At 63.0% G+C, this 14,697-nt stretch carries 11 protein-coding genes and 1 pseudogene; 3 read left to right on the forward strand and 9 right to left on the reverse strand.

What is annotated here, in order from left to right; genetic code table 11:
• The first annotated feature begins 53 nt into the window (after nucleotides 1–53).
• Both NKL04_RS22445 and NKL04_RS22450 read left to right on the forward strand, forming a co-directional pair.
• Nucleotides 54–1,961, forward strand: a complete 1,908-nt coding sequence (locus tag NKL04_RS22445; RefSeq protein WP_023689996.1) for a propionyl-CoA synthetase — start codon at nucleotides 54–56, stop codon at nucleotides 1,959–1,961.
• Nucleotides 1,962–2,032: 71 nt separating this feature from the next.
• Nucleotides 2,033–2,734: a metallophosphoesterase family protein gene (locus NKL04_RS22450; protein ID WP_023689995.1), complete on the forward strand. Its 702-nt coding sequence runs from the start codon at nucleotides 2,033–2,035 to the stop codon at nucleotides 2,732–2,734.
• An 88-nt stretch (nucleotides 2,735–2,822) separates the two neighbouring features.
• Here the strand turns inward: NKL04_RS22450 and NKL04_RS22455 are convergent, their stop codons facing one another.
• From NKL04_RS22455 to NKL04_RS22485, 7 genes are all read right to left on the reverse strand, one after another.
• The gene (locus NKL04_RS22455; protein ID WP_023702325.1) at nucleotides 2,823–5,201 is read right to left on the reverse strand and encodes a polysaccharide biosynthesis tyrosine autokinase; all 2,379 of its coding nucleotides are present in this window, start codon (nucleotides 5,199–5,201) and stop codon (nucleotides 2,823–2,825) included.
• A 190-nt stretch (nucleotides 5,202–5,391) separates the two neighbouring features.
• Nucleotides 5,392–6,288, reverse strand: a complete 897-nt coding sequence (galU, locus tag NKL04_RS22460; RefSeq protein ID WP_023668795.1) for a UTP--glucose-1-phosphate uridylyltransferase GalU — start codon at nucleotides 6,286–6,288, stop codon at nucleotides 5,392–5,394.
• A gap of 75 nt (nucleotides 6,289–6,363) precedes the next feature.
• Nucleotides 6,364–7,314, reverse strand: coding sequence for a glycosyltransferase family 2 protein (locus tag NKL04_RS22465; RefSeq protein WP_023702326.1), 951 nt, complete (start codon nucleotides 7,312–7,314; stop codon nucleotides 6,364–6,366).
• Complete coding sequence (locus NKL04_RS22470; RefSeq protein WP_198029329.1) at nucleotides 7,304–8,248, reverse strand: glycosyltransferase family A protein; 945 nt, start codon at nucleotides 8,246–8,248, stop codon at nucleotides 7,304–7,306. The genes NKL04_RS22465 and NKL04_RS22470 overlap by 11 nt, the downstream gene beginning before the upstream one ends.
• The gene (locus NKL04_RS22475) at nucleotides 8,248–9,243 is read right to left on the reverse strand and encodes a glycosyltransferase family 2 protein (protein ID WP_023711254.1); all 996 of its coding nucleotides are present in this window, start codon (nucleotides 9,241–9,243) and stop codon (nucleotides 8,248–8,250) included. Before NKL04_RS22475 ends, NKL04_RS22470 begins: the two co-directional genes overlap by 1 nt.
• A gap of 42 nt (nucleotides 9,244–9,285) precedes the next feature.
• Nucleotides 9,286–10,458 (reverse strand): glycosyltransferase, encoded by a 1,173-nt coding sequence (locus NKL04_RS22480; RefSeq protein WP_023689991.1) that lies wholly within the window; start codon nucleotides 10,456–10,458, stop codon nucleotides 9,286–9,288.
• A gap of 36 nt (nucleotides 10,459–10,494) precedes the next feature.
• Entirely contained in the window at nucleotides 10,495–10,692 is a 198-nt protein-coding gene (locus NKL04_RS22485; protein ID WP_352724411.1) for a hypothetical protein, read from the reverse strand.
• A 61-nt stretch (nucleotides 10,693–10,753) separates the two neighbouring features.
• On the opposite strand from NKL04_RS22485, the pseudogene NKL04_RS22490 reads away from it, so the two are divergent.
• Nucleotides 10,754–11,803, forward strand: a pseudogene (locus tag NKL04_RS22490) (polysaccharide pyruvyl transferase family protein); the annotation flags it as partial.
• A 225-nt stretch (nucleotides 11,804–12,028) separates the two neighbouring features.
• Here NKL04_RS22490 and NKL04_RS22495 read toward each other — a convergent pair.
• Nucleotides 12,029–13,492 (reverse strand): lipopolysaccharide biosynthesis protein, encoded by a 1,464-nt coding sequence (locus tag NKL04_RS22495; RefSeq protein ID WP_023702330.1) that lies wholly within the window; start codon nucleotides 13,490–13,492, stop codon nucleotides 12,029–12,031.
• Nucleotides 13,489–14,658, reverse strand: a complete 1,170-nt coding sequence (locus tag NKL04_RS22500) for a glycosyltransferase (RefSeq protein WP_023702331.1) — start codon at nucleotides 14,656–14,658, stop codon at nucleotides 13,489–13,491. The genes NKL04_RS22495 and NKL04_RS22500 overlap by 4 nt, the downstream gene beginning before the upstream one ends.
• Nucleotides 14,659–14,697: the final 39 nt, after the last annotated feature.

Genomic DNA, 14,697 nt, shown 5'->3' on the forward strand with positions numbered 1-14,697 from the left:
GGAAAACCCGCATAGGCTATTGCAAGATAGAGAGTTTTCCCGAGGAGGGATGAATGGCGTCACGCTACCACGAGGTCTATGACGGCTGGAAACGCGACCCAGAACAATTCTGGGCCGATGCGGCCGAGGCGATCGACTGGTATTCGCCGTGGACCAGCGTCTTCGATGCCAAGGCCGGCGTTTACGGGCGCTGGTTCAACGGCGCCAGCTGCAACACCTGCTTCAACGCTCTCGATCGCCATGTCGCAGGCGGCCGTGCCGACCAGATCGCACTTATCTACGACAGCGCGATCACCGGCACGGTCAAGAAATTCACCTATGCCGAATTGAAGCGCGAAGTGGTAGCGCTGACTTCGGTGCTCAAGAACCGCGGCATTCGCAAAGGCGACCGCGTCATCATCTACATGCCGATGGTGGCCGAAGCGGCGGTCGCGATGCTTGCCTGTGCCCGCATCGGCGCGGTGCATTCGGTGGTGTTCGGCGGCTTTGCCTCGCACGAGCTCGCCACCCGCATCGACGACGCCAAGCCGAAGCTGGTCATCTCCGCGTCCTGCGGCCTGGAGCCTGGACGTGTCGTGGCCTACAAGCCGCTGCTCGACAAGGCGATCGAAATGTCCCGCCACAAGCCGGACGCCTGCCTGATCCTGCAGCGCGACCAGCTGCGCTGCGATCTGAGGGAGCATTACGATATCGATTTTGCCGACGCCGTTGCCCGCGAGCGCGCCGCGGGCGCCAACGTCGATTGCGTTCCGGTGCTCGCCACCGACCCGCTCTACATCATCTACACCTCCGGCACGACCGGCCAGCCGAAGGGCATCGTGCGCGACAATGGCGGCCACATGGTCGCGCTCAAATGGACGATGGAAAACGAGTTCGGCGTCAGACCGGGCGAAGTATTCTGGGCGGCCTCCGATGTCGGCTGGGTGGTCGGCCATTCCTACATCGTTTACGGACCGCTGCTGCATGGTGCGACAAGCGTGCTGTTCGAGGGCAAGCCGATCGGCACACCCGACGCCGGCACCTATTGGCGGGTGATCGCAGAACACGGCGTGGTCGCGCTGTTCACCGCGCCGACGGCCTTCCGCGCCATCAAGGGGCAGGACCCCAAGGGCGAATTCGTGCCGAAATACGATCTGTCGAAATTCCGCACTCTGTTCCTGGCCGGCGAACGCGCAGACCCGGAAACCATCAAATGGGCGGAGCAGAAACTCAACGTGCCGGTGGTCGATCATTGGTGGCAGACCGAGACCGGCTCGCCGATGACCATCAACCCGGCGGGCCTCGGCCTGCTGCCGGTGAAATACGGCTCGCCCGGCGTGCCGATGCCGGGCTACGACATTCGCGTGCTCGACGATGCCGGCCATGAAGTGCCGCGCGGCACACTTGGCAATGTGGCGGTGAAACTGCCGCTGCCGGCCGGCTGCCTGCCGACGCTGTGGAATGCCGACGAGCGTTTCCGGCAAGCCTATCTCGAGGAATTTCCCGGCTTCTACAAGACGGCCGATGCCGGCATGATCGACGACGACGGCTACCTCTATGTCATGGCGCGCACAGACGACATCATCAATGTCGCCGGACACCGGCTGTCGACCGGAGCCATGGAGGAGGTGCTTTCAGCGCATCCCGATGTTGCCGAATGCGCCGTCATCGGCGTCGCTGACGCTATGAAGGGCCAGGTCCCGCTCGGCTTCGTCGTGCTCAATGCCGGTGTGTCGCGCGATACCGCTGCCATCGAAGGCGAAGTGGTGGGGCTGGTGCGCGAACGGATCGGCCCGGTCGCGGCCTTCAAGACCGTGGTGACGATCAAGCGCCTGCCCAAGACGCGCTCCGGCAAGATCCTGCGCGGCACCATGCAGAAGATCGCCGACAAGGAAGAATGGACGATGCCGGCGACTATCGACGATCCCGCCATTCTTGACGAGATCACCGCGGCGCTCAAAGCCCGCGGCATCGGGGTCTGACGGCCCCAGTGGCGTTGTTCCAGCGATCCAGGCCCCCCCGGCCGGCGCCGCGCGAGCGCCTGGAAATGGATATGGACGACACCGTCGTCTACGCGATCGGCGACGTGCATGGCTGCTACAAGGAATTGCTGTCGCTGGAGCAGAAGATCCAGCTCGACGCGCTGCAATTTCGCGGCCGCAAGATTATCGTCATGCTCGGCGACTATATCGATCGCGGGCCGCAATCGGCGCGCGTGCTCGACCACCTCTTGGCGCTGCCGCCAACAGGGTTCCTGCGCGTCTGCCTGGCGGGAAACCACGAAGTGGCCATGCTGAACTATCTCGACGGCTATCTGTCGCGGGACCGCTGGCTGGCGGTCGGCGGCCGCGAGACTCTGTTTTCCTATGGGGTCGATCCGGCGCGGCTTGCCAGCCTCTATGCCTCGAGCGACGCGGTCGACCGGCGCGTGAAGGAGGTCATTCCGGCCAGCCATATCGACTTCCTGCGCAGCCTGCCGGTGCTGCTCTGTTCGGATAAATTCGTTTTCGTCCATGCCGGCATCAGGCCGGGCATCGACCTGGTCGCACAGGATGAGCAGGATCTGCTCAACATCCGCGACGAGTTCTTCAAGGCCGCACATCTGCTCGACCGCCTTGTGGTGCATGGGCACACGCCGGTCGATATCCCCAGGCTTGACGGGCGAAGGCTCGGCATCGACACCGGCGCCTTTCAGAGCGGACGGCTGACAGCGCTCAGGATCGCGGGTAAGTTCGGCAAGCTGATCTTTTCCTGACCTGCCGTGCTTCTTCGTTTGAGCGTGATCTTTTCCGAAAACCGGATCCGCTGTCCGGATCACGCTCCTTTTCAGGATCGCGCTCCGTTCAGGCGGCGGTCTTGGCTCGCACGTCCGATTTCTCCAGATAGTAGGTCGAATAGCGGTCGAAGAACTTTTCCGAGCCGCCGAGCGAGCCGTATTTCGGCAGCTTCTTCAGATCGACCTTGTTGAGCACGGCGCCGACGACCTTGCTTGCGACGTAGGGTTCCTGCTCCAGCAGCGAGCGCACCATGGCGCGCGGCGTGCGGCCCCATTCGGCAACCAGCACGAAGCCGTCGACCAGCGGCGCAAACGCCTTGGCGTCGACCACGGGGCCGAGCGGCGGCAGGTCGACGACGATGTACTCGAACGTCTCCTTGGCGTTGTCGATGAAGCGCCGCATGCCGGCCGACGACAGCAGCTCGCTGGTATGCGAGAATTGCCCACGCAGCACGGCCGGGATGATCGCCAGCTTGGTCTGGCGGTCGACTTTGCCGACCGACTGCCAGGTCTGGCCGTTGACCACGGCCTCCATCAGCCCCTGCTCGGCTTCCATGCCGAGGTTGCGGCTGAGGCCAGGATTGCGCAGATCGGCGTCGATCAAAAGCGTCTTCGAGCCGTTGGCGGCCAGCAATCCGGCGAGATTGGCGGCGACCGTAGACTTGCCCTCGCCGGGCAGGACCGAGACCACGCCTATGACCCGGCTGCCTTGCCCTTCCATGACGACGTCGAAGGCGATCTTGGCGTTGCGCAGCGTTTCGGAGAACATTGATGCCGGCGCATCGACGCTGACCCGCATGCGCGCCCGTTTCTCGGCCGCCGACAATGTGTTGGCGCCTTTGGCATCCGCCGCACCGCCGTCGGCGTCCTTGCCGAGCCTGCCGCCGATCATCGGCAAATAGCCGAGGAATTTGAGGCCGACGCGATCGCGAATGTCCTCGCCGGTCCTGAAGAAGCGCTCGTTGAACTCATTCAGGCCACCAAAGCCGGCGCCAAGCAGCACGCCAAGCACCAGCGACAGCGCCAGCACCCTGGAGGTGCGCGGGCTCGAGGCGGAAAGCGGCGTTGAGGCATCCGAGATGATGCGGACCTTGCCGACCGGGAAGGATTGCTGCTGCGAGGCCTCCTCGTAGCGGCTAAGGAAGGTCTGGTAGAGCGTGGTCAGCGCCTGCGCCTGCTGGTCGAGTTCGCGCAGTTTGACCTGGCTCTGGTTGTCGATGGAGCTCTTGCCGGCCGCGTCGGCGATCTTCTGCCTCAGTGAGGTCTCGCGTGAAAGCGCGACTTCATATTCATTGCGATAGCTTTCGGTCAGTTGCTTCAACTCGCCGAAAATCTGGGTCGACAGGTCGGCCTTTTCCTTGGCCAGCGCCACCGCCTGCGGATGGTCGGCGCCGAAATTGGCCGTCACGTCCTGCAGCCGCTTGGCCACTGCGAGATAGCGGGTCTTGAGCGTTGCAATGACGGAGCTTGCCGGCTGATCGCTTGAGATGGCGGAATCGTTGAAGGCATTGTCCGAGCCGCTTTCGACGATGGTCTTGTATTGCTGATAGCGGGCGCTGGCGCGCGCCGTATCGGCCTGCGCGACGATCAGTTGCGCGGTGAGATCGGCAATCTGCTTGTCGCTGATCAGCTGGCCGTCGCTGTTGGCGGCCAGACCATGCTCGGCCCTGAATTTCTCGACCGCCATAGCGGCCGCCTGTGAGTTCTGACGAAGCTCGGTCAGCCGGCCCTGCAGCCAGACCGCAGCGCGCTCGGTGGCGTCGAAGCTGGCATTGAGCTGGTCGGCGAGATAGGCGTCGGCATAGGCCTTGGTGATGGCGGTGGCGAGCGCCGGATTGGTCGACTGGTAACCGATGGCGAGCACATAGGAGCGGCCGTTGCGCTGCGCCAGCACCTCGCTCTGCAGCTTCAGCACGGCATAGTCGTGGCGCGCCGTCTGCATCATGGCCTGGCGTGTCGCCTCATCGACGTTTTCCATGCCGGGAATCTGCTCGGCGGAACTTGAGCGGAAATAGCCGATCACGCCGCGCACGAAGCCGATGCCCTTGACCAGCGCCGATTGCGGCGGGTTCATGAACTCTGCGTTCTGGTCGAGTTTCAGCTTGTCGACCACCACCGAGGCCAGCCGCGCCGAGGTGATGATTTCGATCTGGCTGAGCAGGGCGGCGTCGGTCTGCATGGTGACGGATGCAGCCGAGATGTCGTCGATGACCTTGTTCAGGCCTTCGTCGATCAGCACGCTGGCGACCGACATGTATTGCTTGGGCGTGGTCTGCAGATAGAGCAACCCCAGGAACAGGCCGATGATGGCGCAGACCGCCACCACCTTGACCTGACGCGCCGCCATGCCAAGCAGGCGCTCGACGTCGATGAAGTCTTCACCCTTTTCCTGATCGGGGTTGGGCAATGGCATCCTCTTGTCGAGAGGAAAGCTGGCATAATTCATCTTCGATCCAATTCTAGGTTACAGGCGCCGGAGCGAGACGGGTCAGGTCCCACCTCGTCCGAAGCTGCGGAGATCGGGGGCAAGATATGCAACGCAAGCTTCATGCCATCCGGCGCCGGGCCTGAGCGGCCAGGCGTGCAGGCATGAGCCGCGCCATCGTCCAAACGCATATGCCCTCGAAAGATGGGCATTATGCGGCCACTTCCTGACGCTCATGCGACCGCACGAACGCCTGCAGCATTTCCAGCACAGGTCCCTTCATGTCGTCGCGCGCCAGCGCGAAGGCGATGGTCGCCTCTATGAAGCCTTCCTTGGAGCCGCAGTCGAACATGCGGCCATTGAAAGGCTGGGCAAAGAAAGACTGGCTTTTCGCCAGCCGCACCATGGCATCGGTAAGCTGGATTTCGTTGCCGGCGCCGCGCTGCTGGTTGCCCAGCAGCGAGAAGATCTCGGGCTGCAGGATGTAGCGGCCGTTGATGTAATAGTTCGACGGCGCATTGGCCGGCGCCGGCTTTTCGACCATGGCCGTCACCTCGAAGCCGCTGCCTGTCTCGGCGCCGCGCCCGACGATGCCGTATTTGCTGGTCTCGCTGGGATCACAGCGCTCGACGGCGATCACATTGCCGCCGGTCTGCTGATAGAGATCGACTGTTTCAGCTAGGCAACCTCGGCGACCGAACGACACCATATCGGGGAGCAGCAGCGCGAAGGGCTCGTCGCCGATGACTTCGCGTGCGCACCACACCGCATGGCCGAGACCATGTGGCGACTGCTGGCGGATGAAGCTGGTGGCGCCGGCCACGGGCAGCATGCTTTCGAGCGCCTCGAGCTGGGTCTTCTTGCCGGTTTGTTCGAGCGTTCCAATCAGTTCGGGGTGCAGGTCGAAGTAGTCCTCGATGACAGCCTTGTTGCGGCCGGTGACGAACACGATGTGCTCGATGCCGGCTTCGAAGGCCTCGTCCACCGCATATTGGACGACCGGCCGGTCGACCACGGGCAGCATCTCCTTCGGAATCGACTTGGTTGCCGGCAGGAACCGTGTTCCAAGCCCCGCCACAGGGATGACTGCCTTCCTGATTTTCTTCATCGCAAATTCCTTCTGAGCAGATCGATTTCAGCCTGTTGCAGGCCACGAACAAACGTCTTCATGTACTCGCCCTGCTTACCTCTCCGCGCCGACGGCAAACTGCGCCGCCACCCTTTTGAGGCGGACGGCGATCGGCATCGACATGTGCCTGACAGCCGCCGGATCACTTAGCGCGGTGCGTATCGCTTTCAACGGCGAACGCGCCTTGATGTGCTGGACCAGCGACAGAAACGATGCCGCCTTGCGCAGGCTGCGGGCGCGTTTGGCGAAGGCGGCCGCAGCAGCAGCGTCCATGGAATTAGTCTCGGCGAAGACCGCGTCGGCCTTGCGCATCGCCTCGATATGGTGAAGCTCGAGCACGCGCGAGATCGAGCCCGTGCGGATGTGGTAGATATAGCCGGTCGTCGGCTCGACGACGCATTTTCCGCCCTTGGCCAGCGCGTTGGCGAGCAGGATGTAATCCTCGCCGATGCTCAGACTTTCATCATAGCGAAGCCCGTTTTCGATCAGGAAACGGCGCTGGAAGATCGGCTTAAGATAGCCAAGGTTGAACGTGGATTCGAAAACGATGTTGCCGGCGATGTAGTCGGCGAGCGTGATTTCACGCAGGCCCTCCAGATATTCGGCGGGAAACATCGTCGCTTCGGCAATGCCGTCCTCGCGCACCACCTGGAGGTTGTCGACGGCGATCACAGCGCCCGCGCTTTCGGCCCGCGCGATCATGGCGGAAAGCCGCCCGGGCAGGACGGCATCGTCGGAATCGAGCACCGCGACCCAGCGGCCTGTGGCGAGGTCGAGGCCGGCATTCCTGGCGCCGCCAGGGCCACGATTTGCCGGCAGCGCAACCACTTTGACGACATCTTTTGGATAGGCTCTTGCGACGTCGAGCGTGTTGTCGCGCGACTGGTCATCGGCGACGATGATCTCGACGCTGACATCGCGCTGGGCCATGGCGCTTGCGATCGCCCGGTCGAGCGTGGCCGCGGCATTATAGGCTGCGATGACAAAGGAGACGTCAGGCTGCACGCTTGCCTCCTTGCTGCGGGGAAGACAGTCCGTATTGGCGAATTTCGCTGATACCGACGAGGCCGCTGACGACGCCGACATGCATGATGCCGCGCAGCACGCTGCGGTTGCGGCGGACCGGGCTAATCGCGGTCAACGCCGCCATGCCGAAGCAATAGACGGCCTTGGCCGAGGCAAGGCCGACAGCCTTCGCACGCTCTATCACGCCTGCGTCATGGCCGATGAGGTGGCCATGCGTCTGGCCGAAGCGGAAGCGGCGGCGGCGCAGCCAGTCGAAAGCGGCTCGCGAACGCGGCACGACTTCCTCGACCCACGCCTCCGGCGCAAAGGCGATGCGACCGCCTGCCTTGACCATGCGGTCGAAGAATTCGGTGTCCTCGCCGCCGCTCTGGCCGCGCGCCAGGCTGAAACGACGGTCGCGCAAGCTGTCGGCGCTCATCCTCAAAAGGACGTTGCAGGTGTAGCCGGTGCGGATTTGGCCCTGCACCCAGACCGGCAAGGTCGAATGGAAATCGCCCTTGCGCATCCAGTCCGGCGCATCCGGGCGGTAGAGCGCCCGCACCGGACCGAGCACGGCCTCGGCGCCGCTTGTCTCCGCGATAGCAATCAGTTCGGCCAGCCATTGCCGGGAAGCGGTTTCATCGTCGTCGATGAAGGCGACAAAATCGGCCGTGCTGGCATCAAGACAGGCGTTGCGGGCAACCGAGATGTTGCGCGCCGGAGCGTGCCGGTAGCGGGCCACGAGCTTCAATTCGCTCGCCAGCGCGGTCACCAGCGGCTCGGCGGTCGGCTCGTCGTCATTGTCGGCGACGATGACGCCGATGCCGAAACCGGCAGGCATATCCATGGCAGCGAGCGACCGCAGCGTGTCGGCCAGTTCCGGCCGCCGGAACGTGCAGACGCAGATGTCGATTCGGCGGCTGTCGGCGACCATCATGCCACCCCGCGCTGCGATCGCGAGCCGAGCAGTTGCAGCCAAAACCCGAGCGACCAGCCGAAATGCATGACCATCGCCGAAATGCCCGCCAGCACATTGTTGGGATTGCGCTGGCTGATGGCGGTCACAGCGCCGTAGCCCAGACAGACCGAAGCCCAGACCAGCAGCGGCACCGCCGCCAGCCAGTGGATAAAGGAAAATACCGCGAGAAGGACGACCGGCGCCACCAGCAGCGGGATCATCTGCCGAACTTTCGGGATCATGCGGTGCTTGAGCACATTCTTGGCGCGGCCGCGGCCATAGCCGAGATATTGGAAATACAGGCCCTTCAGCGACGAACGCGGATAGTAGACCATCTGCGTCTTGCCGCTCATCCAGATGCGGTAGCCTGCCCGGCGCAGGCGGTAGTCGAGTTCGGCATCCTCATTGTGGCTGAAGGTCTCGTCATAGCCGCCGACCGCGGTGAAGGCCGAGATCCGGATCAGCGCGTGATGGCCATGGTCCACCCATTCGCCGGCCGAGAAGTGCCGATGCTTGGAGCCGCCGGTGCCGAGCTTGGAATTCTGCGCCGCCGCGACCGCTTTCTGCACCGCGCCGCTGCCGCTGGTCAGCATCGAGACGACGACCGAATCGGCTGAAGTGGCGAGCGCCTCCTCGACCAGCCGGTCGCAATAATCGGCGGGATAGCCGCCATGGGCATCGATGCGGATCAGGTATTCGGCGCCGTCACCGAGGCTGGCGACGGCGAGATTGATCGCCGCGCTCTGGATACGTTTTGGGTTGTGCAGGAGGACGACCTGAGGGTCCTTGGCCGCAACCGCTTCGACAATGGCCAAAGTACCATCGGTGCTGCCGCCATCGGCAACGACGATGCGGGCGCCGAGCCTTAGCGCTGCCGGCCTGAGCTGCTCGAGCAACGCGCCGATATGGGCTGCCTCATTCAGGCACGGAATGACGATCAGGCTTGGCGGCAGCGCTTCGGTTTGCGTCATCGGCGCCTTTCCATGAACTGCACTTTTGTCATTGGTCATCCTTCAGGCCAGTGCCTCGGTGGCGAACGAACCAGGGGCAACCGCAAGGCCGCGCAGCCTGTCGACAAAGGCGCGGCAGTCGCTGCGGTCGTAACTCCAGGTTCGTGGGTTGCGGGCCAGCACACGCGCCTTGGCCTTGCCGAAGTGCTCCTGGTCCATGCGGCCGAGCGCGGTTTCCAGGATTTCGGGCGTGGCAGCAGAAAGCAGGATGCCAATGTCCTGCTGGTTGAGAAAGCGCCCCGTCTCGGTAGTGCCCATCGAGATCGGTACGGCGCCGAAGCGGCAGCCCTCATAGAGGCGGTTGGGCAGCAACCATTCCGAATTCTGCCCTTCCTCGAAGAAATCGATCGCCCAGGAAAAATGCACTTCGCCGTAGATCGCGGCCATGTCTTCCGGGTTGCGGTAGGGGCCACGAAAGGAGAGATAGGGTTCGGCCTCGACAAAAGCATGGAAATCCGGGAATTCCGAGAGTGCCGGACGGCCCCGGAGGACGACCTCGAAGCGCCCGCCCTGACGGCGCGTGAAGTCGGCCAGCAGCTCCAGCGAGCGGCGGCAGCGCAGCGCGCCGAACCAGCCGATGCGCCACGGGGGTGCTGCAGGGTTTTCGGCCTTTGACCTGTCATCCAAGGCGATCGGCGCGGTTTCGAAGTATTTGTTTTCGACCAGTTCCACCGGTGCGGCGACCTGCCCGAACGGCTTGAAATAATTGGCGATGAAGGCCGGTGAGCTCGTCACCAGAAGCTTCACGTCGCGGGCGAGATAACGCTCCGCTGTGCGCAGTGCTTTGCCCAGCATGTCATTGCGCAGCACCAGGCGATGGATGTCGAGGCATTCGTAGACGATCGGCACGCCGCCGCGAAAGGCGGCCTTGGCGCGCCTGGCCAGCGCCAGCATTTCCAGATTGCGCGCGATGATGAGGTCGGGCTTCGGCATCGCCGCAAGCTTCGAGCCTATCGACAGCGCCGCCTTGGCGACCGCCGCCAGACGCTGGCCGAATCGGCCGTCACGCGTCGCGCCGAGGTCGACCGGCTGCAGCCCCTCGACGTCGGGAACAGCATTTGTGGTCCGACGGAAGCCGGCCAACGTGACCCGCGCGCCGCCTGCCTTGAGCATTATGATCCGCCGGCGCACCGCCGGGTCGGAAACATCGTGCACAAGGTACAAGACATGCAGCATGAAAACTCGACCGCTGTTGGCCCACCCACGGGAATGCTAACCCAGCTTTTGCTGCATCGCAACATTTTTGGTGCGCCGTAGCATAAGTGCACGTTTTTTGTTGCACTGCAAAATTGATGCGTTACCCTCCGTCGGGCTTGAACGCCGCTCTGACTGGTCACCCAGCCCGATGCAGCGATGAATTGTGACGCGAGCCGCATCGGGGATCGTCCTGGCGTTGGTGTTTTCGGTCACCATGCCCGTCCTAGGCACCGCAGGCCCCGCCGCGGAATCTGCTGACGAAATGAGGTATCCCATGAAGATCGTCGTTGAAAACACAGTCTGCCTGAATACCGGGGATGCGGCGATTCTGCTGGCGATCCGCCACATTCTCAAGACGATCGTGCAAGGCGACGTGCGGTTTGCCGTCTTCGACAGCCAGCCCGAGGTTGCGGAACGACTCTATCCGAAGACGGATTATCCCGACCTCGAATTTCATAAGCTGCTGTCGGAATCCCTGTTCCGATACAAGAATGGCAGCGGGCTGAGGGACCGGTTCAAGCCGATCTACAATCGGCTCGTTCTCCAGGCTCTGCGCTGGTTTGGCAGCAGCGCGCTAGGCAATTTTTTCAGCCATCGCGACCGGCGCGGTCTCGATATCTACGCCGACGCGGACATGGTGGTCACCACAGGGGGAACCTATCTCGTCGAGAACTACAATCTCGAACGACGCCTCAATCAGTTCAGGCTCGATGCCGTATTTGGCAAAGATCCGGTCTTCTTCACGCAATCCCTCGGTCCGTTCGACAAAAGTTACAACCGCCAGGAGCTCGGCCCGATCTTTGACCGCAGCCCGCTCATCCTGCTGCGCGACGAACGGTCGCGGACCCATATCCGGGACTTGGTGAAGGATCTCGGCAAGTGCCACGTGGTGGCCGATGCCGTATTCGCCTTGGCCGATACCGACAGGATCGGCAAGCGTCTCGCTTCCAGCCAGCCGCCGGCGTCGACGGGCCGCGTCGCTATTTCGGTCCGCCACTGGAACTACGTCAGCGACGGTGAGGGCGGCATGCGCCGCTATCTGGATTCGGTCCGCGAGATCGCCACAATTCTTGTCAGGGACCTTGGCAAGGAGGTGACCTTCGTCTCCACGTGTCAGGGTGTGCCGGAATATGCCCATGACGATTCGAAGACCGCGCAGGCCATCGTTGCCGAGCTCGATCCTGAGATCGCCAGCCACGTGACGGTGGACGCTTCGTTCCACACGCCGGACCAGTTGATGGCGCTGGTGAAGGGCTTCGACTTCGTCGTCGCGACGCGCATGCATATGATGATCATGTCGCTTTGCGTCGGCACGCCGGTGCTGCCGATCGCCTACGAGTTCAAAACCAAGGAAGTGGCCAAGCGAATCGGTGTCGACGATGTGCTGCTCGACATCGACACCGTGACGCCCGAAGAGGCGCGCGAAAAGCTCGGCCGGTTTGCGGGAAATCTTGACCGCTATCGCAAGACAAGCCTTCAGGCCGTGCTCGAAGAACATGCTTCGGCAATGTCGGCCACAAACCTGCTGGAGCCGCTGATCGCCGGCCGCTCAGCGGATATTGCGCGCGGCGTTGGACAGGGTGGTGAACAAAGCGCGTCGCGACTGCGGGACGGCAAGCATGAAAACGAGACCGATGCCGTAGTTGAGGGCAAGCGCCAAAAAGACCGCGAGCAGGTCTGACTGGCCCGTTAGAGACGCCGGCAACCACAGGTACAGGAACCAGGCAAGCAGGGACGAGGCGATGAAAAGCCCCTGCATGAGCAGGAAGTCGGCGGCGGTCACCGGACCGACGCGATGGACCAGTAGCGCCAGCACGGGAACGCGCAGCACGTAACCGCTGATGGCATAGGCCGCGGCAACGCCGACGGCGCCCCAGTGCAGGCCGACGACGAAGGCAGCGACGGTCGTCAGCGACGAATAGATGCCCCAATGGAACATGGTCTTCGTCTTGCCCTGACAGATGAATATCCATCCCGTCGTGCTTGAAACGGACTGGACCAGGCTGGCGATGCCCAGCCAGGCAAAGATCGGTGCGACCGGTGCCCAGCCCGCGCCGAAGAGAAGTCCGACGATCTGATTGGAGGTCAGCGTCAGCGCCGCGATGCCCGGCATGGTAACGGCCGCCAGCATCCAGTTGGTGCGCACATAGATATCGCGAAAGCGGGCCTTATCATCGTGGATGCGGCTGAGCAGCGGCACCATAACCCGTGTCAGCGGCTGGTTGATGTTCTGCAGCGGGAACAACAGGAGCTTGTAGGCGCGGTCGTAATAGCCGAGTTCGATCGCACCGGAATATTTTCCGATGAGAATGTTGTCGAGATTGCGCGAGAAGAAGTTGGCGAGGTTGAAGCCGGTCAGGTTGGCGCCGAACGACAATATGTCGGCATCGACTTTCAGGTCCGGCCGCAACGGCGTCCAACGCGCCACCCGCCAGGCGGCAGCCAGGGCGATAGCTGCCGAAACCGCCGGGCCGATGACCAGCGACCAGTAGCCCAACCCCGCATAGGCCGCGATCGCGGCGGCCAGAAGTCCGGCGGCGGCGCTTATCACGTCGTTCAGTGCGAGCTGGCCGAACTGCAGGTGCCGGTTCATCAACGCCAGCGGCACTGCGGCGAGACTGCCGAGAAGCAGCGGCAGGGCGGAGCCAAGGGTGATGCCGGACATGCGTTGATCGCCATAGAACGCGGCGATGGCAGGCGCCAGGCCGGCCACTACCACGGCACTGCCCAGCCCGACGAGCGCGCTGATCCAGAACACCTGGTTGAGCTGCTGGTTGCTGATGTCCTTGCGCTGAACCACAGCCTGCTGCAGGCCCAGATTCTGAAGCAGCCCGACGAAGGCGACGATCGGCCCGACGGAAGCCACCAGACCGAAATCCTCGGGGACGAGCAGACGGGCCAGCACGATGACGGAGAGAAACTGGATCGCCATCTTGAAGCCTTGGGCGCCGATGGTTACCAGCCCGCCGCGCAGGGCGACACGACCGAACTGGGGGGGCGGATTGGCGTTCATGCGAGCGACCTCGTTTCGCCAAGCCGCATGGCGATTTCCACGAAATGTTGGTTCAGCAGATCGGAGTTGAACTCCGCCTCGATCTTCTTGCGCGCCGCGAGAGCGATCCCTTCACACGGCTTCGGATTCTCGGCGATCCAGGCAAGCTTGCCGGTCAGCGCCGCAACGTCCCGCTCAGCCACGAGAAAACCCGTCTTGTGATCATCGATCAGTTCAGGGATCCCGGAATGATATGTGCTGACCACCGTCAGGCCGGCGGCCATCGCTTCCATCAGCGAAACCGGAATGCCTTCCAGATCGCCATCGCGGGCGCCGACGCTGGGCAGCAGGAACACATGCGCATCGCGCAGACGCTGTTTGACTTCGCTGTGCGGCCGGGGCCCAAGAAAGTTCACCCTGTCGGCAATGCCGAGCTCTGCGGCGATCCCCTTCAGCTCCTCGAGAAGTTCTCCGCCGCCGATCACCGAGTAGATCCAGTCGTGCCGCGGCAGGCCAGCAAGCGCGCGAAGCGCATATTCGATGCCCTTCTTTTCGGTCAGGCGGCAGACCGAGATGAAAGAGAGCGTGGCCTGCTCCCATGAACGCCACCGATAGTCGATCTCACTCGGCCGCACCCCCATGTGGTGAACCACAACCTGCTCCGGCGATGCACCGACCTCAATCAAGGCGTCGCGGAAAAACGCATTCACCGGCAGTTGAAGAACGCCCTTTTCGAACACAACCTTGTAGCGCGCGAGCGTATTGTCATGCAGCGGTTCGCCGACATCACGGCCGTGAAATATCGTCACCAGGGGAGCGGAAATCCTCCCGCGCTTGATGGCGCGGGCCACGCGCATGCCGTTGTTGCCGAAATGGGCAACGATGACGTCGGCGCCCTGCAGTTTTCGCGCATGAGCAATGTCGATGGCGGTCGAGAGCTTGTCCCAGAACCTGCCGGACCACTTCCTGAGCAGCGGGCGATAGCGACCCAGGCCACCCCACCAGCATACGACCTTTCCTGGCAGCGCCTGCCAGCGCGGATCATCGATGTTGCTGTCCCTGCCGAAGGACGTCTCGTTGCAGACGACGCCGACTTCCATGCCGCGCTCAAGGCATCCGGCTATCTGGTCGAGAACAAAGGTTTCGGACAATGAGGGGAACTTGTCGACTACGAAGCAAATCTTCATCGGCAGGATGCGCTCGTGCGGAGAGCCGGTGTGCCCTTG

The sequence above is a fragment of the Mesorhizobium sp. C264A genome (assembly GCF_040324515.1).
Taxonomy (GTDB): Bacteria; Pseudomonadota; Alphaproteobacteria; order Rhizobiales; family Rhizobiaceae; genus Mesorhizobium.